The sequence below is a fragment of the Methanococcoides sp. DA23 genome, assembly GCF_057593895.1.
Window position 1 is genome coordinate 2337522 of the sequence record NZ_CM172520.1, and the last position, 23011, is coordinate 2360532.

A 23011-nucleotide genomic window follows, 5' to 3' on the forward strand; every position below is an offset into this window, starting at 1 on the left:
TAACTATTTTAGAAGGTTAAAATTAATAATATTTCAGCTGGGATAATATGAAGAACATAGAAGAATTGATCCTGAAAGCAGTTGAATTGCAATCAAATGGTCTTGTTACAGGCCAGATAGCAAATGAGCTAAACGTATCCAGGGAAACGGTCACATGGCTTTTGACACGCTCAAAGAAAGATGTTGCAGCACCTGCACCAAAAGACATCTCTGTGACATGGAACAGTGTCGGACAGAATTCATACAGATTAAGATGCATCTCACAGGCACTTTGTGATATGGTGATGGATACACTGGAAAAGACACAACAGGATGCTGACCTTGTGATCGGTATAGGACTTAGTGGAATTCCTATAGCCACCATGATGGCCGAAGAACTGGAGATCGATTTCGCGATCTTCCATGACTATGATGACCAGAAAGGAAAAGCCAATCAAAGAGGCATCTTTAGCCGGAATTTTGCTGATGTAGAGGGAAAGAAGTGCATCATTGTGGACGATGTGATATCATCAGGAGCTACTGTTACAGACGTTGCTGAACAGCTTCGTGAAGTTGGTGCAACTCCAATAGCAGTTGCAGTTATCGTTGACAAAATGAATGCTGATATGATCGCCAATGTGCCTATGAGCTCACTGGTCCGTATCACACGTGTAGATTAAAAAGGGAAAGCTCCCTTTTCTTTTTTGTTTCTTTTGTTATTTAAAATAAAAAATGGATGAGAGGTTTCACTCTACACCCACGGAACCGATCTTTTCGACCAGTTTGGAAAGCACTTCGCTGCGCATGCCTTCTACGAACTTGATACTTCCAACTACGAGGTGTCCGCCACCGTTCACCCCAGCGCCTACGATCTCTTCGTGAAGTTCACGGACCATCTGTGGAATGTTCATCAGAACTCCTTTTGAGCGAATCACTGCAAAATCAGGACCGTAACCGATGGTAATTACCGGCCTTCCTTCGAGTTTCTGACACATGCGGTCATGCACTTCACCGGAGGTCTTGCCTGGTGCCGGGAATGTGAACTTGTGAGCATAGTTCTCGACATCCAGCACGTTCAGTACAGCAGTGTTGGGCAGTTCTTCCGACTTCACGTTCGGCATACAGGCATCAAGCTGCTCTGAGATCATGGCATTTGCCTGCTCACATAACAGTTTCACGATATCATTATGCCTCTTGTGGTCCCCAAGGTCCATCAGGTCATCAACGATGCCCCTGCCACTGGCGAACTTGAGCCAGTATGCTTCGAAATCAAGTGCCAGTGCCATTTCTTTAAGGTCCTGCAGGGAATACCTGTCAGCCACGAGCTGCTTGTAAACTTCAGCTTCCGGTGCTTCAGAACGGTCACCCACTGCAGCAATGGCAGGAAGATGTTTGATCACATCTGTCACATCAGGGTTGATCATACGGGCAACTTCCGTGGCCAGCATTCCTGCGGTCATACCGAAATCCCCGCCCACATGAGCAGGGTTCACATGACCGAGCAGATACTGGTCAACTATCTCATCGGGATGGTGGTGGTCAACTACGACCATGTCGATACCATAGACCTGTGCCTGCCTCATGGCTGGAACATCCTCTTCTGTGGAACCGTTGTCCACCATTACGACAAGTGGAAGTTTCTGTCCGTGTCTTGCAGCATCCTCAAGTGCAAAGGAGATATCCTTGGTGACATCCGGAAGTTCATAGAATGGAGCCTTTGAGGGTGCTCTCTTGTAATAATGGTATTCTGCATCAGGACCGTTCACTTCCCTTATCATGGGGAGGATGGCCTTTTCGATAGCTACTGCAGCGGTCATTCCATCAGCATCGGCATGGTGACGTAAAAGGATCGGTTTTGACCTTATAATAGCCCTCTTGATCTCCTTTGCGACCTTGCGCATTGCAGGCCGGAGCTTTTCAAGGATCTCGCTCTCTACAAGGAACTCGATCTCGGAAGGCTCAGCCCTCTGATCAATTACCTCATCGATGCGCTTCTTGACAGTTACTTCTTTTTCACCGGTCAGATGTTTCATGCTTCTGACCTCCAACTGGAGCCTGTCACCACGGGAGGTAACTTCACCGGTTGCGGTAATTATCATGTCTGCATCGATCTCCGGATAAGCACGTGTACCGGCACTCTCAAAAGCAGCACAGGAAATAAGCCCGTCTTCATCGGAAATTGTGAAGATAGTAGGGCCTGCGGTCTGCTTTACCTGAATGACCTCACCTTCGATCTTTACAAGTTTACCAGTAAAACTACCAAGTTCGGTTGACCTTCTGATAGAGATGCTCTTCTCGACCTCTACTGTCTGGTAATCCTTGATGACCCGGGGGATCAGGTCCATTTTACCGTCACGTCTGATCTCTTTTACCTGCACGATCACCGGAGCTTTTTCTTCGAGCTTGATGTTGAGATTGCTTGAATGGATCAGACCACGTAAATTGGAATTCAGATCAACGAATACACCAAAGTCCGCATGATTATTTACTTTAGCAAGGTACATCTTGCCCACTTCCAGTTCATCCTGATTGCAGGAATTATCAAGAACATGTACGATCTCGATCTTGCCACAGGCAGCACAGGCTTCCTTGCCATCTATAGGTCCAGGAATGGGCTTGTCACAGACATCACATCTGTAAGAAGCACCCTTACCATTACAGGCAGGACATTGTTTTCTTACTTCGATCTCTCCGCTTCCACCACATTTGGAACATACTGAACCCTCATTCAGGAAATTTTTCACATCCTTTTGAGAAAGATCCATCAGGTTTACGGACTTTATTTTTCCTGAACCTTTACATTCAGGACATTTTTCAGTAGAAAGGACCTCGTATCCTTTTCCTCCACATTCGTTGCACTCATCTCTCATTTGTATCAAGTCTTAATTGTTTATGTTAGATTTATGTCTTTGCGTAACATTGCATTACCACAAGCAATAGTTTTTTATCACAATCTCTTCCATTTAATTTGGGAGAAGTGAAACATGATAGAAGACTACATCATACCTATACTTGTCATTGCAGTTATCATCTTGTCACAATCACTTAAGATGGTAAAGGAATACGAAAGGGTTGTTATTTTCAGGTTAGGAAGGCTCAGCGGCGTGAAAGGTCCGGGACTGTTCCTTATCATCCCTATAATCGATACTGTCGTAAAGATAGACCTTCGTGTGGTAACCATCGATGTACCAAAGCAGGCTGTCATCACAAAGGACAATGTCACGATCGCTGTTGATGCGGTTATTTACTACAAGGTCCTCAAGCCTGCTGCAGCCGTTACTGAAGTTGAGAACTACAAATACGCAACTGCAATGCTTTCACAGACAACGCTCAGGGATGTCATAGGCCAGATCGAGCTCGATGAAGTGCTTTCTGAACGTGAGACCATAAACAAGGACATACAGGAATTACTTGACGCGTCCACAGACCCCTGGGGCATTAAGGTCACCGGTGTGACCCTCAGAGATGTGAGCATTGATGATACAATGCTACGTGCTATTGCAAAACAGGCAGAAGCAGAAAGGGAAAAGCGTGCACGAATCATCCTTTCCGAAGGAGAGTTCATGGCTGCAGAGAAGATGAAACAGGCAGCACAGCTCTACCAGGAGATGCCAGCCGCGATCAAATTGAGAGAGTTTCAGACAATTGCTGAAGTTGCACGTGAGAAGAACCTCATTGTAATTTCAAGCTCCCCGAACACCGCAGAGATCGCTGCACTGTCAAAAGCATTCACGCAAAAATAAAAGAGGATAAAGGTGATGATATTGAACAAAGGATCACCTATCCTTCCTTTCTTTTTTTTGTTACTATTATTGTTAATACCCTCAGTTGCATCTGCAGAACAGACCGTTCTGGTACTGGAAATATCCGATTCGATCACACCGGTAGCGGATGATCTTGTAATAGATGCATTGCAGATAGCAGAACAAAATGAATACGAAGCCCTTGTTATCACCCTCAACACCCCTGGAGGAGGGGTTGATGAGACCCTCAAGATAATAGAAGCCATTGACAGTTCGGATATCCCTGTGATAGGTTATGTATATCCCGAAGGAACAAAAGCATGGTCGGCAGGGACACTGATCTTGATCGGAACAGACATTGCAGCAATGTCACCAAATACTATTATCGGTTCTGCCCAACCTGTATCAGTGTCACCTCAGGGCATAGAACCCATCGAGGACGATAAGGTAGTAAATGCCCTCGTGGCCCTTGCAAAGACAAAAGCAAAACAGCACGGTCGCAATGAAACGACTGCAGAGAAGTTCATTACGGAAAATCTGAACCTGAATGCGGAAGAAGCATTGGAAGCAGGAGTTATCGAGTATGTTGCATCTGACATTGATGACCTTCTTGAGCAGGTGGATGGTCAGACCATCAAAGGAAAGGAGCTGAACACCAAAGGTGCTGCGATCGAGAACTATAGACCATCCCTTAGATTGAGCTTCATGGACATCATATCGGACCCGATCATTTCCTCACTTCTCATCATGCTCGGCATATATGGCATAGTGATCGGCATTTCCAATCCCGGGGCAGGTGCAGAGATATTTGGAGTTGTTGCAATATCACTAGGACTTGTGGGAATGGGGTTCGATGTGAATATTGCAGCTATTTTCCTTATATTGCTCGGAGTGGTGCTGTTCGTTCTCGAATTGCAGGCGCCTGGATTCGGCATATTTGGGATTGCCGGACTTGTATGTCTAATAGCCGGAAGTATCTTCCTGGTACCCATGGACTTCCCCAGATGGTACAGCCCTGCTGACGTACAGCGGTCTATGATAATCGCGATCGTGACACCTACAATCGTCATGGGCATCCTTTTTGTGTTCGTCTTCTATAAAGTGCTCGAGGTCAGACACAAAAAACCTGTGATCGGCGAAGACCCTACCGGCGATATGGCAAATGCCATAGAGGACATCAAGGCAGGAGAAGAAGGTTTTGTAAAGTATAGAGGAGAATACTGGAAAGCAAAAGTGAAAGAGGATATCAGCGATGGAGATAAGGTGGAGATCACTGATGTACAGGGACCTCTCTTCATTGTTAAAAAAGTAGAAGAGGAAGGAGAGTGATACTCACTTTCCCCTTATCATTTCCATAACCCTTTTCTTTTTCTCTGAAGCTTCCTTTGCAGCTTTATCGATCGCTTCTTTCATTTCTTCAAAGTCCCTGGGCTCTTCCTCACCGATCATCTTCTTGATAGGGGTGTAAGCAGATTCCCTGAAACGAGGAGTGAAATCACAGACCTTGCCATCAATGACTATCTCAGCACCGCTGCCTTCCACGACCTCACCGATGATGTCGATATCAACGCCGACGTCCTTTACCACCTTAATTATCTGTTCCGCATATTCCGCCGGAGCGATCACAAGCAAAGCATCCAGGGATACGCCAAGATAATCTATCTCTAGCTTTTCCAGCATTTCAAGGACCTTCGGATTGACAAGGGGACGCATCTTCGATTCATCAAAGACAAGTTTCACGCCAGCTGTTCTTGAGATCTCCTTTGCGTCCCCGCGAATACCGCCATTGGTCACATCGGTCATTGCATGGACGTGTTTGGTAAGACCAGAAGCTATCAGAGCCTCACATGCTTCCAGGAACTTTATGTTTATGGTCTCATCAACCACATCGTGCATCTCATAATAGAGCGCTGCTGTGGAAACAGTTCCTCCGCCTGCACCTTCGCTCATCAATATGACATCTCCCACCTGAGTCTGCACACGGGAGGTCAGTTCAGTGGCTGTGCCCACTGCACCAACGCCACCGGTCATACGCTCGCCAATGTCCATATCACCACCAATTCGCAATGTACTTCCGGTAACAAGAGGGATACCGGTAAGTTCCGATACCGTGGTTATGCCTGCAATGTGGTCGAATATCTTTGCAACATCCCCATCATCGGCAACATGGATATCGGACAAGAGAGCAACCGGTCGGGAACCCATGGCATAGACATCGCGCAGAGATGCGCGGGCCACGTGGAAACCTGCAAGGAAAGGAAAATCGCTCAACCGGGAATGAATACCGTCTATGGTGACGATGATGTAACCATCCCCCTTTTCGTTCAGTACAGCTCCGGAATCATCGAGATGGGATGTGTCCACCGCTGCACTGGTCTTGCCTATGACCTCAGCTATCTTTTCGTGTGCATAGAAATCCCCCAGTCCCCGGGAGCCCACACCGAACTCACCCATGGTAACACCTGAAACGGTTGATGTCAGTACATCGCCTTCGACATTCAAGGTCGCCTTTGCTTCCACAATAGCTGCCTTTGCAAGATTGCGAGCGTGTTTTTCAGATGTGTTCTTGATCTCGAGTATCCTTTCTGTCAGCTTGTCCTCAAGCCCGGGATCATTATTTCGAAGTCCTTTTCTTGCATAACCTTCTATATCCATAAAATCGCTCCTTATCAGCACATGTCTACAAAGTTCTTGAGCATTTTCAAACCTATATCGCCACTTTTTTCAGGGTGGAACTGTGTCCCTATGACATTACCTGCCGAATTCACCACCGATGCAGCAAAGTCTATCCCGTAATCACATGATGCAAGCGTGTGGGATGCATCGGTATCAACATAATAGGAATGTACAAAATATACGAAAGCACCATCAGAGATACCTTCATAGAATGGATGGTCCTGTTCGATCTTCAGAGAGTTCCAGCCCATTTGAGGGACCTTCAACTCAGATCTCGGGAACTTCACAACATTTCCCGGGACAAGGTCCAGTCCTTCTGTAAGACCTCCTTCCTCGGAACGGGTCATGAGCATTTGCATCCCCAGACAGATCCCGAGAACCGGTTTTCCTGATGCCACATAATCATGAATGGATCCCAAAAAAGGAACAAGGTTCTTCATTGCATCTGAAAAGGCACCCACCCCAGGAAGAATGACACCATCGGCAATTCCAATGTCCGCAGGATCCTTTGAGATGAGCACTTCTGCCCCCGCATGTTCCAGCCCTTTCTGAACACTGCGAAGATTGCCAAGCCCATAATCAATTATCACTATTTTTTTCATGGGGAGTACATACGGTTTTGGTACATCAATGTAACGAATCGATATATTCTATCAAAAATTAGTTACATTATTGTGAAATATAGTTAGCTTTATACTGCACTTTGCAATGATAGATGTATTGTAACAGCCTATGGATTTGGTCATAATTTTGGTGCAACTCACGATAAGCATATTCTGGGGTAATATACACAACATACCATACAATTATGCATCCCCCAGATTGTGATGAAATCCCCACACATTGTTACAACGTGATAGTGACAAAATCTAAATGATTTACAAAATAATCAATCGTGTTTTTCTCATATCAGGCAATCGCCCTCTTTTTCATCCAGAAAAATACCAGTAAAATCACAGAGTACCCTCCAATAATATTTGCATTGTAGCTTATTGTAATATTTAATGAGGATCCTAATACCACTAAAATAAACCAGACAAAAAAACCGACTATTGAACTCTTAATACCCACTACGTATTCTGTTTTCCGTCCCTCATCAATTACTTTTTTTGCTATAAGATACATTCCTGCAAACTCAAAAATAAGCATAGGCCCATACAACATCCATTGAGCTATTTGAGAAAAACCGGTCTGATGAGTATATAATATCGGTGAAAATTCGATTAAATTCATTAGTGTAAATAAGTATATAATAAAGCAAAATATCCCACAAAACATCCCAACAGTTTCTTCACTTTTTGTATTCCTCAGATTCATGTATTGCACCACTTTGTTAGATAATACCTGAATATTACATGCCTGTAAAAATATGTTTATTTCAACTTACATTTCATTCTCTTTGAAGAGCTTCGAATACAAATGTTCCCGAATTAGACAGTACATGCCTAACTTACACATTAAAATGAAAATATGTGCATTCCAATGTAACGAATCGATGGTTTCTATCAAAAATTATTTTTATTATTATGAAATATAGTTACTCTTATATTTCTTTTTACCTTTTACCAAAAACGTTAGGTACTGAAATAATACCTAAGGTGATGGTATGAAAAATAGAAATAAGCTATTTAATGATGAGAGAGCGATAGAGCTCCCGATCAATATTGTGGTGATGTTGGTCGTAGGTATGGTGGCATTAGCAGCCCTTATTGCAATAATCCCGCCCCCCACAAAGAACATGTCCGTGAACATCGATGAAGCTGGAATTCAGGGAAACCCACTGAGTGCAGGAAACACGATTATCGTCGACGCTGTCACTGCCAGGAACCCCCTTACAGTAATGGTAAAGATCACAGCGACCGACCCTGATGGGAATCCTGTACGCAATGCCAACGCTGTCCTTCGCGGACTTGGAGGCGTAGCTACCAATACGACAGATATAAATGGGGAGACCCTGCTGGCAACGACCACTGCCCAGTTACAGATGGGAGCGAACCAGAATGAAGGTACAATGGACCTTACCATAACTGCGAATGGTTTTTACGACTATGAGAAAAAGGATTCAGTGATGATCATTAAGACAAAATGATCTCACCCAATCATTTCTGAGAAGTATGTATCGTAAAAACATTATTCGCAATGAGCAAGCAGCCATAGGTCTGCCCATACGAATGGTAGTGCTGACAATAATAGGATTGATAGGCTTTGCTGTGATCGTATCTGCCGTAATGAGCACACAAGTGGCACCAAGACCAATGTATGCAACTGCTGATGTATATAGCATCTCACTGACCAATGGTACAGGAGATTCCGGTTATTTGAACATAACCATCTCTGACTTTGAAGGAAAAAGCATAGGTAATTCCAATGTGGTGATCAGAGACCCTTCCGGAACCGTTGCCGATGGTGCGATAACAGATAGTTTTGGCAATGCGAGAATGAAGCTGTACAATATGTCAATGCCTGATGGAAAACAGGAAGACCACATATCCATAAAAGTGATGAGTGACGGATATCTGGACCATCACAACGAGTACTTCATCAAGGTCATACGTGACTGATCAAATGGAGCTTCTGTTGGCCATATAGAACTTGACCAACACTGCCATTGCAAGGATAATTCCCAGTCCCAGAGAAAAATAAGGGGACCGGAGAATATCCCATCTGTCCGCATATATCAGCCCACCTGTAAGCAACAGCAGAGCTGCACCAACGATACCGGAAAGCTCAACCGGCATTTTGATGGAACCTATAGTGATCTTGTTGCGGTCATCTATTCGTGCCATCCTTTCATTTTGTTCAAGGATGGCAGAATCAAGTCTTTCGGAGATGGTATTGATATCCGTGCGAATTGATACCTCGACCAGATCACGCAGTTCATTTATGTCCGACCTCAACATTCCAAGATCTTCAACAAATTGACGAACATCCCCGGAAGCTTCTGTTCTTGTGTTCTCGAAGACCGTTCCTTCGACATCCTCGGCCTTAACTTCCACCGACAAACGCCTTTCCACTGCACGGAGACGCTTTTCAAGACTTCTGACACTCTGGTCAAAGGACTCGACCCTCCCCTGCACATCTTCCTTTACAGTGCCGCCACTCATGAATATCACCAGCAAAGGCCTTCGTAGATAATATCCTGTCCCAGTTCACCAGGATCGATCATCTTCCTGCCGTCAATTACAACCTTGTTCTTCATGCCACTAAATTCATTATCGAGCTTTCTGAACTCCGCCCATTCCGTCATGATCAGGCAGGCATCTGCTCCATTAAGGGCCTCTTCAGCACTCTCACAATATGTGATATCCCCAAAGACAGCTTTCATGTTCTCCGATGCCATTGGATCATAAGCAGCCACTAAAGCACCTTTCTCGAGAAGTTTGCGTATGACCGGAATTGAACGGGATTCACGGATGTCATCAGTATCGTTCTTAAACGCCAACCCAAGTACAGCTATGCGTTTGTCTTTCACATCATCCACATGTTCTTCGAGGAGCTCAAACATCTGGATCGGCTGCAGATCATTTACTTCGACCACAGATTCAAGAAGAGCAGGATAATAATCAAGTTCCTTTGCTTTTCCTATGAGAGCACGTACATCCTTAGGGAAACAGGAGCCTCCAAAGCCTGCCCCGGAATTCAGGAAATGTTCAGATATACGGAAATCCTTGCCCACTGCGTTCATGACCTCATAGGTATCAATTCCAAGTCTTTTGCAGATATTGCCCACTTCATTGGAAAATGAGATCTTGGTAGCAAGGAAAGAATTGTTCACATATTTTATCATCTCAGCAGTCCGTGGGTTCGTACGTGTGACCTCACATTCCAGATCACGATAAAGCTCCGAAACAAGAGAAATTGTACGTCCATCTATACCACCCACAACGATCTTGTCAGGGTTCATGAAATCATAGACGGCCTTGCCCTCCCTCAAAAACTCAGGATTCATTGCCACACCAAAATCCTTCCCTGCACTCTTACCGGAATGTTCCTCGAGAAGATGCAACACGACATCCTCTGTGGTCCCCGGGACCACTGTGCTCTTGACGACCACGATATGGAAACCTTCCTTTTTTGCCATTGCCATTCCAAGACTTTTGCAAGCATTGCCAACGATAGAAAGATCGATGTTCCCGTGTTCGTTGGAAGGTGTGCCTACACAGATAAAGGATATATCCGAGTTCTGTATCGCATAGTCGTAATCGGAAGTTGCAATAAGATTCTTCTCAGCATGTTTTTGCATCAGTCCTTCAAGCCCTTCCTCCCAGATCGGAGGAATGCCATCATTGATCATCTTCACTTTCTGCTCATCAATGTCGATACATATCACTTCGTGACCAAGCTCTGCAAAACATGCAGCTGACACTGAACCAACGTAACCTGAACCAATAATAGATACTTTCACAAAAAACTCTCCTTAAATAGAAGAAATGTAAACGAATGTATATTAGTATATGGTATTAAAAAAAGAATTGAAGAGTAGCTATCCTGAATCACAGAAGGAACTGCACGTACAATATCAATCCTATTGTAATGACACAGAACATTACATCCTTTGCCTTTACCTTCGACCTGCGAATGAAAAGGTTACTATTGTCATTGCTATAGCCCCTGCAAAGCATTCCTATGTAAGTCCTTTCGCCCTGCTCGTACGATTGTACGAAAAGGGAACTTATTGTATTGCCAACCTGCTCGAGTATCCATTTCCTCGGAGTGTTCTTGTTCCAGATATCGAAAAGGCGGGACTGTTGTGCCACACGTATCCTTTTGAGAACGCTCCAGAACACGAACAGATATCTCACCATCATGGTCAAAAGCAGAACGAATTCCTTTGGAATACCAAGTCTCCTTGCAGACACCACAAAATCGCTCATTTTCATGGTGGATGAAAGAACAATGATAGAGGTCACACAGACAAGGAACCTTGCCATCAGGGTGATCCCGAAATCAAGCCCTTCATAGGTGATGGTCAAACCTAAAGGAAGGGACACCGGGTAGACAGTAAACGTTTCAACGAAGGGCTGTCTTATAAAGGGCTGAAATACTGCCAGCCCAAAACCGAAAGGCAGTACCGCCAGCATCCTGACAAGAACATAGAAAATATTGAGTCGAGCGATAATGATCAAAGCGAAAAGATAGGACTCGAGCACAAGAAGTTTGATCATATTAGAGTCATCCAATCGCGGAAGAGCCGCCACATAGAATACGATACTGAGCAGAGCTATGATCTTGATCCGCCCATCCAGCCTATGAACAGGACTGTCCTTGTAAGATTCCCTTTCGATCTCTGTCAGGCCAATGCTCATGTATCTTACTCCGAAGCGTGAATATCCATCACACGCATGATCTCATCTTTTGCATCCACCGGAGTGATCTGTATCTGCACATCGATACCCTCTTCCTGTAGAAGCTCAAAGACCTCTGCTATTCTTGGCATGCGCAAATGGGCTTTCTGAATAAGGGCATGGTCCCTGAAGATCTCCTTAGGACTGCCTGTTGCCAGGATTTTCCCATGGTCGATTATGCATATCCTGTCAGCGAATGCCGGAATAATATCGACATCATGTGTTGAAAGCACAACTGTCATACCAAGTTCGCGGTTCATCCTTTCAATGATGGTCATCACCTTGGCTGCATTTAAGGGATCAAGGCCTGCTGTGGGCTCATCGAGGACGACCACCTCAGGCTGCATGGCAAGAACGCCTGCAATTGCGACCAGTTTCTTCTGGCCACCGCTCAAATGATGCGGAGCTCGCTTCTCGAACCCGGACAGATTGACCATTTCAAGGGAGGTTCTGATCCTTTCCTCCACCTCTTCTTCTGAAAGTCCCATATTTATAGGACCAAAGGCCACATCCTCCTCCACTGTTGGAGAAAATATCTGGTCGTCAGGATTCTGGAAGACGATCCCAACGGTCTGTCTTGCTTTATATATCGTTTTTTTGGAGATGGATTCCCCTTTGATCAGCACAGCACCTGAAGAGGGAGAGATTATACCATTCAAATGCTTGAAGAGAGTGGATTTTCCGGCACCATTGGCCCCAAGAATAGCAATTTTCTCACCCGGATAGATGCTTAGATCGATCCCGTCAAGTGCCTTTACGTCACTGTGAGAATATTTGTAAGAAAGGTCATTCAGTTCTATAATAGGGTTTTCAGAAGCCATGATCACCTTCACCTGCTACTTTTTTAATCAGAGGCAGCAGTCAGCTGACAGGAAAAAGAGATGTTATTATTAATAAATTATGCCACAAACGTCACACTGGGCATTCCAAATTTGAAGAGAGTCGCTTCGAATAGCGTTTTAAATTGTAGTGAGTAATACGAAATATACAATTCTTATTACCATTAAATTTATATATGTTACAACTAATTTCTCGAGTGTTACTTTGATACTATTACGTAACACTTCCGTGTACGTAATTTCCAATATTCGTAAGGAGGAAGATAAAATGCATATACCAGATTCATTTATGCCGCTTTCCCAGGCGCTTATCTACTGGGCAATAGCACTCCCATTCATCTTCATGTCCCTCAGATGGGCAAGAAGAGATATGGATGACATGAAAATACCGATTCTTGCAGCATTGTCTGCAGGTATATTTGCCATTCAGGCGCTCAACATCCCAATCGGAATGGGGACCAGCGGCCACATGGTCGGTGCAGCCCTTGTAGCAATAATATTTGGAAGTCCGTTTGCAGGAATACTTGTTCTTACCCTTGTATTGTTAGTACAGGGAATTGTATTTGCTGACGGTGGAATTACCGTAATGGGTGCTAACATACTCAACATGGGAGTGATCTCAGGATCTATAGGATACTATGGTTTTGTCGCACTCAGGAAAAGAAAGATTGACATAAAGGTCTCGGCATTTATCGGTGCATGGCTCGGCCTTTTCATCTCATCCATTGCAACGGCCATAGAGATGAGCCTAGCAGGCACATTCCCCCTTGTCCCGGGAATAGTTGCAATGGGAACGTTCCACTTTGTGATAGGGTTGATCGGAGAGGGTCTCATCACTGCCATCGCCATTGGCGCAATTGCAAAAGCACGTCCTGACCTTGTAGATGATAAGGCAGTGGAAACTTCAAAGGAGGTTACGTTGTGAGCAATCCTAACATGAAACTACTTTATGTCGTACTTGCACTCGCGATCCTGATATCCGTACTCGCACCTTTCCTTGCATCCTCTGATCCTGACGGATTAGAAAGTGCGGCTGAAAAGGTCATCGGGGAAGAGAGATTTGCAGAACTGGAAGAAACTGAAGCTGCCATTGATTCACCAATGCCGGATTATTCCATTGAAGGTAAGGGCAAACTTGGAGAGATAATCGCAATATGCCTGGGTACCATAGGCATTCTGGCAATAAGCTTTGGTCTTGGGAAGATACTCAAGGCCTAATATCAAAACAATAAGGAAAATGAGGGGATAGTCCCCTCAAGCTCATTTTAATTATAGTACTTTAATGATTATTGGCTCTCCGGCATCCACTGCATCCAGGATATCCTCTGCAAGGGCAGAATTGCTACGGACCTTGACATCGCCATGCCTACCGACCGTTGCAGTGAAAAGATAGTCATCTCCTGTATAGATCTCGACATCCTGAGAAGCTATTTCCGGGACGTTCAGTATAACATGTTTCTTCGTGTGTTCGATGGTAGGCCTATAAGATGTTTCGGGAGAACGGTCCTTATTACCTCTTTTAAGGGAGGCCTCATCAAGTTCACGCACATCGATATGAACTCCGACGATCTTCTCGATCTCATTGATGGTCACACCACTTTTGCCTATGACCTTGGAGATCTCACTATCAAGAACCTTTACAACAGCACTTGTATCCGACAACATCTCAACATCCACCGGACCGTTGGCGTATCGCTGTACAACATCTTCGATCTCACCTTCTGCAAGACCCCAGACAGGCTTACGGACTACCGAGCCCGAGTCAGAGACCGGCATTACTACGACCTGTTCACCGAAAGTATATATCTCGAATTCAGGAGCAGAGGTCTCAAAATCAGAGACAACTATGACAGGTCTTGCAAGATCGGCCTCGAGCATCCCTGATGGTACCTTCACAGTGAACTCAAGAGTCATTACCTGTGCAACCTCGCCTTTATCGATGAAAATGACAGTATCCACGACCTGAGGGATGACACCAAGCTCGACCCTGCCAATGAGCCTTTGCACAGCATCTATGGCACGGTTTGCGTGTACAACACCTATCATGCCCACGCCTGCAAGTCTCATATCTGCAAATATCTCAAAGTCGCGGGTCTTGCGAACCTCGTCATAGATAGTATAGTCCGGTCTGACAAGCAACAGCACATCAGCTGTTTTTTCCATACTTCCTTCAAGCGGTGCATACTGGGTTATCTCATTTGGAACCTGAAGGTCCCTTGGGGATTCCATTGTCTTGACAACATAGTTGTTCTCATGCAGGAATATGGCAACACCTGCACCAAAGGTGGATTTTCCAGCACCCGGTGGACCTGAAACCAGAATCCCACGCTGCGCCAGAATTCTTTCCTTTAGTTCATCACCAAGATGATATTCATCAAGACTTACCGATGCAACCGGGCGAACTGCAGTGATCTCAACATCATCGGAGAACGGAGGATTGGATATGGCTATTCGCATATCACGTATCTGAAGGACCGTTGCGCCTTTAAGGGACATCTCGATGAAAGACTCATCATCTGCCCTTGCACGCTCAAGCAGTTCCCTTGTTATTTGTTTCAATTCATGGGAACTACAAGGAGTGTCCCTTATTGTCACGAACTCGATGTTCCTGATGGAACCGCGTTTGGCCATTGGAGCGATCTTATGCTTTAAATGGACGGACATGGTGTCCTCAGTGAAAAAGTCTTCAATGAGCAAAGGCATTAATTCAGTCTTCCTCGGAGGAAGATATTCCACATCCATTCCCTTTGCCACTGCCACATCATACTGTACTTTATCACCGGTCACAAAGGTAGCATCGAGATCTTCAGCACAGGAACGGATGATAGCATCGATAGTACCTGCTTTTGCATACATCCTTTCTTCGGCAGTGGGCATTTTGCCTGTGAAGGACATGTCTAACATACCCTCATGGGCCATCTCTTGAAGCTGTTTTAGCTCGTCAAGCCCTTTGTTACCGATCTCAAGGCCGCGGTTTGCCTGAGATTCCAGTTCTGCCACCATGGCTTCTGATATGAACAGTTCGATACCTTCATATTCCCCACTCTCGACCATCTCGGACAGGAGACCATCGATGATCACACTTGTATCAGGAACTATCCTGTAATTTTCTTCTTTTACCATAAGTAGAACTATCCTTCAAAACTATTTAACACAACTGACACGAACAATGAAATATTAAAAAAAGGAAGGAGTGGGACTTAAAAGGTTCATCAGAACATCAATAAACGTCAGCCGGGTCGAACACTTTCTCGCCTACAACATCTCCCTCGATGTTGCGGTAGAAGCAAGAACGATGTCCAGTGTGACAAGCTCCGCCTTCCTGAGAGATCTTAACGACAAGAGCATCCATGTCACAGTCAATGAGTAGCTCATGAACTTTCTGCATGTGCCCGGAACTTTCACCCTTTTTCCAGAGCTTTTGTCTGCTGCGACTCCAGTAATGGGCAATTCCGGTCTCAATCGTCTTTTCCAGAGCTTCCCTGTTCATGAAAGCAAACATGAGCACTTCGCCTGTCCCATTGTCCTGGGCTATTGCACCGATCAGACCATTTCCATCAAATTTGAGAGTATCAAGATCGATCATAGTAATCAATTATTAAAATATACTATAACTATAAAAACTAAGAGGAATCAATATGCTATGATAACAATTATGATGCCCGAATGAATTCGTCAGAATCATTTCCTAAGGAAGATCACAGGATGGATAAAATGGATTACAGTTTCAATGGCACTGGGGGATACCGCGTCCCAACTGGAGTAGCGAGTTTGGACATACAACTCGGAGGCGGCGTCCCACCGGGAACTACAATACTTCTTCTTGCAGAACCAGGTGCAAGCTCGGAGGTCTTTGCACAGCAATTCATTTATGGTGGTTTGATAAACCAGGAAGAGGTCTATTATTTTTCTGCTGAACACCCGATCCAGGAGATAGTTGAAGATATGAAAAATTTCGGGTGGAATATTGAAAAACATATCAAGGAAGGAAACGTTGACTTCATTGATGCCTATACTACACGTTTTTCCAATATTTTACCAAATAAGAACTTCAGTGACCTTTCCGCAAAAGATTTTTTGAAACTGAACACTGACGCTATGAACCATCTTAAGTCGTCTGTTACAAAGGAAAGAAAGGGGGCATACAGAGGCGTTGTGGATTCTATTTCTTACTTCCTGAGAACCTATGAGCTCAACTCCGTCATTGAGGCTATTGAGATAATATCTTCCATAGGCAAACTTACAAAATCGGTCCAACTCGTTATGATGACTGGCGGCATGCACGACCCTAAAGTCGAAAATAATCTAAAGAGCGTGTGTGACGGAGTCATAGAGTTTCGAATGAGGGAGCGTGGAAGTGATATCGAGCGATCAATATTGATACGTAAGATGAGAGGAATGATAACCCCTGACAAGACGATCTCATATAATATCACTCACAAAGGAATTGAACTGGAGACCACGACCAGAGTTCTCTGATCGTTTTTGGAAAAGATATCCTTAATATTTGCTAAAAAAATGGTTGATAAAAATGAAAGATAACCTTGCTGAACTCCTGACAAATATATTTGCAACTTCAGGACACAGTGTTTCAGAATCAGACACTGTGGATCTGATCATCGAAAAAAATGGCACTAAGACCTACATCAAGTTGACAACACAGCCTGATATTTCAGAGATAAATAGCTTTGCTGCTGTTGTGGAAGACAACATTGGACTCTATGTAACTTTGGAAAAGATGAGTGCTGAAATGTGGGACTATGCAACACATATAGGACTCATTACGTGGGACCGCGATGAACTTGCATTCCAGATAGGAAAAGCAGTAATTGCTGACATAGAAGGAAATACCTCCGATCTGGAACTTGTCGCATATGATGTGAAGAAACAGCATCATGAAGAACTTCCTGCTCAGACACCTGATATAAGCCATTCATGTGAAGAGACAGAAATATGGGATTCGAACAATGTTGAACCTGCTGTACCAGCAAATAGCAAACCTGGATTTAATATATGGAGAACATCACCAGAGATGCAACAGGCAGAAACAAACAACGATTTCATACAATATGAACACCCACAAAGGAAGGCACAAGCATCAGCGCCAAACATGATGCAGGAACCACAGACCACATCATGGCAGCCACAGAACCAGGCACCAGCTCCAGAACCAAACATGATGCAGGAACCACAGACCACATCATGGCAGCCACAGAACCAGGCACCAGCGCCAGAACCAAACATGATGCAAGAACCACAGACCACATCATGGCAACCTCAAAGCCAGATGCCTTTTACGCTAGATCTTCACACTGTACCTATAAGATTACAGAAGGATAGAGCTATTGCAATGGCAAGGTCCGAGATAGGAATGCCGAAAGATGTTGTTCTGAAATTTGTCCCATACTGGAGATATGCATATGCAGTTAAGGCTGAACACCGGTTCAAGAACAAAGTTGTAGACATATCCGGACAGGGACAGGGGTGCCTGAATGCACTTAATGGGAACAGGGAACATATCGAACTACAGCAGGTAAATGACAGCATAACTTTGCCGGATGACAGTTATGAGATCAAGACTCAGATGTTCGATCAACAGGAAGCAGAAAATACCCTTTTGTCCGAGATCATAGAGGAATATACGAAGGATGTACGTTTCAGCAATGTTGTCGGGGAGGCCATGATATCCGAGCATAAGATATTCAAGCCCACAGCAGATGATATTCGCTTCAATATCGAGCTTGTGTATGTCCCAATATGGGAAGTTAAAGGATCAAGGAACTCGATCGAGATAAATGCTTACACACAGGAGATCCTTACCGAACCGGTAGATGATGATGTGGAGTTTGTATGATAGTTCGCCCTTTTGCGAACTTATAAATATGACAACGTATATATAACGTTCAATGCATTTATTATTTTCATATATCAAAATGGAGTGAATTAAGAATGATCGAGATAACAGACGTTGCTGCAACCGAATTAAAAGCACTTCTTGAAGCTGAAGAAAAGAAGGATCACGCACTCAGAATATTTGTCGCTGGCATGGGATGCAGTGGTGTACAGTATGGAATGGCACTTGATGACGAGATCAAGGAAGATGATGTTACAGTAACAAGCAAGGATATCAAGATAGTAATGGGTCCTGACATCAGCGAACAGCTTGATGAAGCAACTGTAGATTATATTGACACCGAGGGTGGCAAAGGCTTCATTATTGACAATCCAACCGCAAATACAGGATGCGGAAGCTGCGGTGGTAGCTGCCACTAATATTAGAACAAGACTTTAATTTAGTAATGCAATCCTACGCGGTAACAATTAATAGGTGATCATATGATTCCAGGTATGGGCGGTCGGGGCATGAACCCGGCAAAAGTCAAGCAGATGATGAAACAGATGGGCATCAACATCGATCAGATAGAAGGTGTTGAACAGGTCATCATCAGGACCGCAGATAAGGATATTGTGTTCAACGATGCAGAGGTCAGTATCATGAACGCACAGGGCGTGGATACTTACCAAGTGGTTGGCACTCCTGAAGAGGTTCCAAGGGAAGTTGTGATCCCTGCGGATGACGTCAGACTTGTGGCTGAACAGACCGGTGTGTCCGAAGAAGCTGCTCTTGAATCTCTTAAAAATGCGAATGGAGACCTTGCAGAGGCTATTCTAGCCCTTTCTTCATGAACCCTAACGGGTTCCTGCTTTTTTATTGTCCTCAAAACAGGGCATTATTTTGAAACTTCATCGAATTATAGTTATACAGTGACATCTATAGATATCCCTGACATTCATATTAAGAGGGATAAAGATGAAAGATGGCACATCGGATATCAACCGTGAGCAATTAGCTACAAGGATTGGATTCTTGCTTGTTTCTGCGGGATGTGCCATAGGCCTTGGAAATATATGGCGTTTCCCTTTCATCGTAGGAAAATACGGAGGTGCTGCCTTTGTTATTGTTTATCTTGCATTCCTCCTCCTTCTCGGACTGCCGATATTGATAATGGAATTTGCTACTGGAAGAGCGGGAAAGCAGAATATTGCAGGGTCCTTGCGTAAGCTGGAGCCAAGTGGAAAAAGATGGCACTTGTTCGGGTATTTAGCCATCATAGGAAATGTCATACTGCTCATGTTCTACACTACCGTTTCAGGTTGGGGATTTGCATACTTCTATTACATGGTCAAAGGTAGTTTCATTTACCTCGAACCCTCGGAAATAGGGCTTTTCTTTGACCTGTTCATGGGTCGGACCCTGGAGATGATAACGTGGATGGCTTTGGTGGTCGGCCTTGGGACATTCATATGTTCAGCAGGACTGCAGAAAGGGGTTGAAAGGGCATCCAAGGTGATGATGTCAGGGCTTTTCTTTATCTTGATAATACTCGTACTTCGTTCTGTGACCCTTCCTGGCGCTGCTGAAGGGATCAGCTTTTACCTTGAACCGGATTTTTCGGTCCTAAGCTGGCAAGGAATCTATGCCGCCATGACCCAGGCGTTCTTCACTCTGAGCGTAGGAGTAGGCGGTATGACCATCTTCGGAAGCTATATCAACAAAAACCATTCCCTTACAGGAGAATCCCTAAGGATCACATTCCTTGATACCAGCATAGCACTCATGGCAGGCCTTATGATATTTCCGGCATGTTCTGCTTTCGGTATCGATGTAGGATCAGGTCCAGGCCTTCTCTTTGTAACATTACCGAACGTTTTCAATCAAATGCCTGCAGGTATATTGTGGGGAACTCTCTTCTTCTTGTTCCTCGCCTTTGCTTCAATGTCAACTGTAATGGGCATCTCGGAAAATGTAATAGCCTTTTCAATGGACGAATGGGGATGGAAAAGAAAGAAAGCATCAATTATAAGCGGACTTGCGATATTCATATTATCAGTACCATGTTGTCTTGGGTTCGGACCATTGAGCTGGTATCAGCCTTTTGGGGAAGGAACATCCATCCTTGACCTGGAAGATTTCATATTTGCTAACAATATCCTTCCAATAGGAGCACTTACACTGGTACTTTTCTGCAGCTATAGTTTCGGATGGGGATGGAACAATTTCATTCGGGAGACTGATACCGGAAAGGGACTGAAGTTCCCAGGTTGGACAAGAACATACATAAAGTACGTTCTTCCACTCATAATAATATTCATACTTATCAGAGGATGGATAGGAACATTGTCATAAAAAAGAAAAGAGGTCAGTATTCAAGTTCAAGGGACTTCAATACTGAATGATATTCTTCCACAGACATCCTTGAGTATAATGCCCTTTTTACAACTTCACTAAGAGATGGATGAATATCCATTCCATTTACGATAGGACCTACATTGCTTCCAGGGGTGTTCATCACAGTTATTAATTGATGAATTAGAACTGATGCTTGCGGACCAATTATATGTGCCCCCAGAAGAGTTCTGCCTGACCCATCCAGAATTACCTTAACGAAGTAACTGTCAAGGCCCATTGCCATTCCTTTTCCAGTGTCTTGGAACCTATGGAAACCAATGGAGATTTTTTCTTTACCGTATTGCTCAATGGCAGCGGCCTCCCCAATACCCACACCCGCCATCTCAGGATAGGAGAATATGGCATAGGGGACTGCGTGATAGTCGGTCTTGATGTCCGCTTTCAGGACTGCGTTCTGATATACCAGGGTGGACTCATAGTTGCCAACGTGCTTGAAAAGATATTGACCATTAGCATCGCCAAATGCCCATACGTTGGAACAGGTAGTTTCCAAATTGTCGTTCACCTTTATCCAACCCCTTTCATCGGTTTCAATTCCTCCTTTTTCAGGATGGAGAATATCGGTGTTGGGACTTCTGCCAGTGGCTACTAATACTTCATCCACAAGAATTTCCATTTCATTCCCTGAATTCCGATCCTTTGCGATTATTTTCTTCAGTTTTCCTGATGACTGGATCTCAGATACTTCATGGCCAGTGATGATATCGACATATTGTGACATCTTTTTTCTTGCAAGTTCGCTTATTTCAGGTTCTTCATTGTCCACAATTCTTGGACTACGACCGATGATAGTTACTTTTGAGCCCATTGCAGAGAAGAAATGGCTGTATTCGGCCGCTATATAGCCACCCCCGATGATCGCGAGGCTCTCTGGGAGAGTGGTTAGTTCCAAAACAGTGTCGCTGGTAAGATAGGAAATATCATCAAGGCCTTTTACAGGAGGGATCATAGGTTTTGAACCTATGCTCAAGAAGATCATTTTTGATGTGATCTGCTCTTCTCCGACCTTTAGTACATAGGGTTCAATGAACTCCACAACGTCTTCATAATAATCTAATTTCGGATCGGATGAGAGTCCTTCGTGTATCATTTCAATATCTTCATCTATGCTGGACCGCATCCTATCCATTACAAATTTGAAATCAATTGATCTTATTTCAGCATGGATACCAAAACGATCTGCTTTTCCGATCTCTCTGACAAGTTCTGCAGGATAAAGTAGCATTTTAGAAGGGATACAACCTCTTGTCAGACATATCCCCCCAGGTTTGTCCTTATCTATGATAGCAACTTTCATTTCAGGATATTGTTGCATTATCAAACTTACATAGTTCATACCCGAACCACTGCCAATAACAATTAGGTCATATTCTTTCATTTCCATACCCCAACTTATGATAAGATGTTAGATTGTATTTATTGTTATACTTGATGCTTTCAGAAAATGAAACATATCAGATAGACAGGGGGACCGATTTGCATTACTATTATTGTATGTGCCCTTAGCTTCAATAAATGCTTTTTAGACCGAACACGGTCTCAAAGGAGAGCCCTATCAGAAATGCCATTATAATTTAAAAGCCGATCAATGGCTCTATTATGTTATCAACTATTGTCATTATAGAGTTGATTCGATCAGCTCCCCAATAGTCCATCCACCTTGAGGGTCACAAGGGACATTAGTTCCTCGAGAGTCCTGCAATTGTTTATTTCATCAGATGAAATGAACAGATCGAGCCTATTGTTATTTTCGAGAAAAACACAGGGAAACGATGACCCTTTTTCATTGTAAGTTTCATAGAATTCATCCTTATGCAAGAACTTTACAGGAATTCCAAGATCATCCACGAACGATCTCCATTCATCTTTGATTCCTGTGTTACCATAGGTAATGGCACAAAGATTGCATCCATAAGTGGATGGAGATACGATCTTGTGAACGTAGTCTTTCATTTCATTTATTAGACCGCTGTCTGCATTATATACAAAGATAAGAGTATTTTCACCCATTCCTACACCCCAAAATAATCCCGGATAAAAGTAAGCTTCAATGTGATATAGCATTAATTGACCAAAACAGGATACCAAATGATCCAGAATGTTTGGAACATGCATCATTCAAGCTTTTTCAAATTAGGATAAAACGAGGATAGAGATAATTAACAAAAAACAAAGCCA

Annotated in this window: 24 protein-coding genes; 12 read left to right on the forward strand and 12 right to left on the reverse strand. The window is 44.0% G+C overall.

All coding sequences use genetic code 11. The annotated features are described in order from the left end of the window. Nucleotides 1–47: 47 nt before the first annotated feature. Complete coding sequence (locus AC20MK_RS11605; protein ID WP_487355966.1) at nt 48–659, forward strand: orotate phosphoribosyltransferase-like protein; 612 nt, start codon at nt 48–50, stop codon at nt 657–659. A 66-nt stretch (nt 660–725) separates the two neighbouring features. Here the strand turns inward: AC20MK_RS11605 and AC20MK_RS11610 are convergent, their stop codons facing one another. Continuing rightward, on the reverse strand, nt 726–2849 hold the full coding sequence (locus AC20MK_RS11610; RefSeq protein WP_487355967.1) for a DHH family phosphoesterase: 2124 nt from the start codon (nt 2847–2849) through the stop codon (nt 726–728). A gap of 114 nt (nt 2850–2963) precedes the next feature. On the opposite strand from AC20MK_RS11610, the gene AC20MK_RS11615 reads away from it, so the two are divergent. Both AC20MK_RS11615 and AC20MK_RS11620 read left to right on the forward strand, forming a co-directional pair. Further along, on the forward strand, nt 2964–3722 hold the full coding sequence (locus tag AC20MK_RS11615) for a slipin family protein (RefSeq protein WP_487355968.1): 759 nt from the start codon (nt 2964–2966) through the stop codon (nt 3720–3722). A gap of 15 nt (nt 3723–3737) precedes the next feature. Then, nucleotides 3738–5051, forward strand: coding sequence for an NfeD family protein (locus tag AC20MK_RS11620; protein ID WP_487355969.1), 1314 nt, complete (start codon nt 3738–3740; stop codon nt 5049–5051). Nucleotides 5052–5054: 3 nt separating this feature from the next. On the opposite strand, the gene AC20MK_RS11625 is transcribed toward AC20MK_RS11620, so the two are convergent. The 3 genes from AC20MK_RS11625 to AC20MK_RS11635 form a co-directional block, all read right to left on the reverse strand. After that, nucleotides 5055–6377 carry an AIR synthase-related protein gene (locus AC20MK_RS11625; protein ID WP_487355970.1) on the reverse strand — a complete coding sequence of 441 codons (1323 nt, stop codon included), beginning with the start codon at nt 6375–6377 and terminating at the stop codon, nt 5055–5057. Nucleotides 6378–6391: 14 nt separating this feature from the next. Continuing rightward, complete coding sequence (gene hisH, locus AC20MK_RS11630; RefSeq protein WP_487355971.1) at nt 6392–7000, reverse strand: imidazole glycerol phosphate synthase subunit HisH; 609 nt, start codon at nt 6998–7000, stop codon at nt 6392–6394. 307 nt (nt 7001–7307) lie between these two features. Beyond that, nucleotides 7308–7715, reverse strand: coding sequence for a hypothetical protein (locus AC20MK_RS11635; protein WP_487355972.1), 408 nt, complete (start codon nt 7713–7715; stop codon nt 7308–7310). A gap of 289 nt (nt 7716–8004) precedes the next feature. On the opposite strand from AC20MK_RS11635, the gene AC20MK_RS11640 reads away from it, so the two are divergent. Further along, the gene (locus AC20MK_RS11640) at nt 8005–8487 is read left to right on the forward strand and encodes a carboxypeptidase regulatory-like domain-containing protein (RefSeq protein WP_487355973.1); all 483 of its coding nucleotides are present in this window, start codon (nt 8005–8007) and stop codon (nt 8485–8487) included. A 25-nt stretch (nt 8488–8512) separates the two neighbouring features. After that, the gene (locus AC20MK_RS11645; protein ID WP_487355974.1) at nt 8513–8959 is read left to right on the forward strand and encodes a carboxypeptidase-like regulatory domain-containing protein; all 447 of its coding nucleotides are present in this window, start codon (nt 8513–8515) and stop codon (nt 8957–8959) included. On the opposite strand, the gene AC20MK_RS11650 is transcribed toward AC20MK_RS11645, so the two are convergent. The 4 genes from AC20MK_RS11650 to AC20MK_RS11665 all read right to left on the reverse strand — a co-directional run bounded on the left by AC20MK_RS11650 (nt 8960) and on the right by AC20MK_RS11665 (nt 12564). Beyond that, on the reverse strand, nt 8960–9502 hold the full coding sequence (locus AC20MK_RS11650; RefSeq protein WP_487355975.1) for a hypothetical protein: 543 nt from the start codon (nt 9500–9502) through the stop codon (nt 8960–8962). A gap of 5 nt (nt 9503–9507) precedes the next feature. Further along, a complete protein-coding gene (locus AC20MK_RS11655; protein WP_487355976.1) occupies nt 9508–10803 on the reverse strand; it encodes a UDP-glucose dehydrogenase family protein in 1296 nt (431 codons plus the stop codon). Between the two features lie 88 nt (nt 10804–10891). Continuing rightward, a complete protein-coding gene (gene cbiQ / locus AC20MK_RS11660) occupies nt 10892–11704 on the reverse strand; it encodes a cobalt ECF transporter T component CbiQ (protein WP_487355977.1) in 813 nt (270 codons plus the stop codon). Between the two features lie 5 nt (nt 11705–11709). After that, nucleotides 11710–12564 carry an energy-coupling factor ABC transporter ATP-binding protein gene (locus AC20MK_RS11665; protein ID WP_487355978.1) on the reverse strand — a complete coding sequence of 285 codons (855 nt, stop codon included), beginning with the start codon at nt 12562–12564 and terminating at the stop codon, nt 11710–11712. 286 nt (nt 12565–12850) lie between these two features. Here AC20MK_RS11665 and cbiM point away from each other — a divergent pair, with 286 nt between their 5' ends. Both cbiM and AC20MK_RS11675 read left to right on the forward strand, forming a co-directional pair. Next, a complete protein-coding gene (gene cbiM / locus AC20MK_RS11670; RefSeq protein ID WP_487355979.1) occupies nt 12851–13507 on the forward strand; it encodes a cobalt transporter CbiM in 657 nt (218 codons plus the stop codon). Next, nucleotides 13504–13800 carry a PDGLE domain-containing protein gene (locus AC20MK_RS11675; RefSeq protein WP_487355980.1) on the forward strand — a complete coding sequence of 99 codons (297 nt, stop codon included), beginning with the start codon at nt 13504–13506 and terminating at the stop codon, nt 13798–13800. Before cbiM ends, AC20MK_RS11675 begins: the two co-directional genes overlap by 4 nt. A gap of 51 nt (nt 13801–13851) precedes the next feature. Here AC20MK_RS11675 and AC20MK_RS11680 read toward each other — a convergent pair whose 3' ends face one another. Beyond that, entirely contained in the window at nt 13852–15705 is a 1854-nt protein-coding gene (locus AC20MK_RS11680) for an ATPase, T2SS/T4P/T4SS family (RefSeq protein ID WP_487355981.1), read from the reverse strand. 97 nt (nt 15706–15802) lie between these two features. Beyond that, nucleotides 15803–16168: a phosphoribosyl-AMP cyclohydrolase gene (gene hisI, locus AC20MK_RS11685; protein WP_487355982.1), complete on the reverse strand. Its 366-nt coding sequence runs from the start codon at nt 16166–16168 to the stop codon at nt 15803–15805. A gap of 119 nt (nt 16169–16287) precedes the next feature. Between hisI and AC20MK_RS11690 the strand changes: the two genes are divergently transcribed. From AC20MK_RS11690 to AC20MK_RS11710, 5 genes are all read left to right on the forward strand, one after another. Then, nucleotides 16288–17061, forward strand: coding sequence for an RAD55 family ATPase (locus tag AC20MK_RS11690; protein ID WP_487355983.1), 774 nt, complete (start codon nt 16288–16290; stop codon nt 17059–17061). A gap of 52 nt (nt 17062–17113) precedes the next feature. Further along, on the forward strand, nt 17114–18436 hold the full coding sequence (locus tag AC20MK_RS11695) for a hypothetical protein (RefSeq protein WP_487355984.1): 1323 nt from the start codon (nt 17114–17116) through the stop codon (nt 18434–18436). A gap of 95 nt (nt 18437–18531) precedes the next feature. Next, the gene (locus AC20MK_RS11700) at nt 18532–18855 is read left to right on the forward strand and encodes a HesB/IscA family protein (RefSeq protein ID WP_487355985.1); all 324 of its coding nucleotides are present in this window, start codon (nt 18532–18534) and stop codon (nt 18853–18855) included. Between the two features lie 63 nt (nt 18856–18918). Then, the gene (locus AC20MK_RS11705) at nt 18919–19269 is read left to right on the forward strand and encodes a nascent polypeptide-associated complex protein (RefSeq protein ID WP_487355986.1); all 351 of its coding nucleotides are present in this window, start codon (nt 18919–18921) and stop codon (nt 19267–19269) included. A 124-nt stretch (nt 19270–19393) separates the two neighbouring features. Continuing rightward, nucleotides 19394–20770 carry a sodium-dependent transporter gene (locus AC20MK_RS11710; RefSeq protein WP_487355987.1) on the forward strand — a complete coding sequence of 459 codons (1377 nt, stop codon included), beginning with the start codon at nt 19394–19396 and terminating at the stop codon, nt 20768–20770. 13 nt (nt 20771–20783) lie between these two features. Here the strand turns inward: AC20MK_RS11710 and AC20MK_RS11715 are convergent, their stop codons facing one another. Both AC20MK_RS11715 and AC20MK_RS11720 read right to left on the reverse strand, forming a co-directional pair. Further along, nucleotides 20784–22211: a dihydrolipoyl dehydrogenase gene (locus AC20MK_RS11715; protein WP_487355988.1), complete on the reverse strand. Its 1428-nt coding sequence runs from the start codon at nt 22209–22211 to the stop codon at nt 20784–20786. 257 nt (nt 22212–22468) lie between these two features. After that, the gene (locus AC20MK_RS11720) at nt 22469–22843 is read right to left on the reverse strand and encodes a hypothetical protein (RefSeq protein WP_487355989.1); all 375 of its coding nucleotides are present in this window, start codon (nt 22841–22843) and stop codon (nt 22469–22471) included. Between the last annotated feature and the right edge of the window lie 168 nt (nt 22844–23011).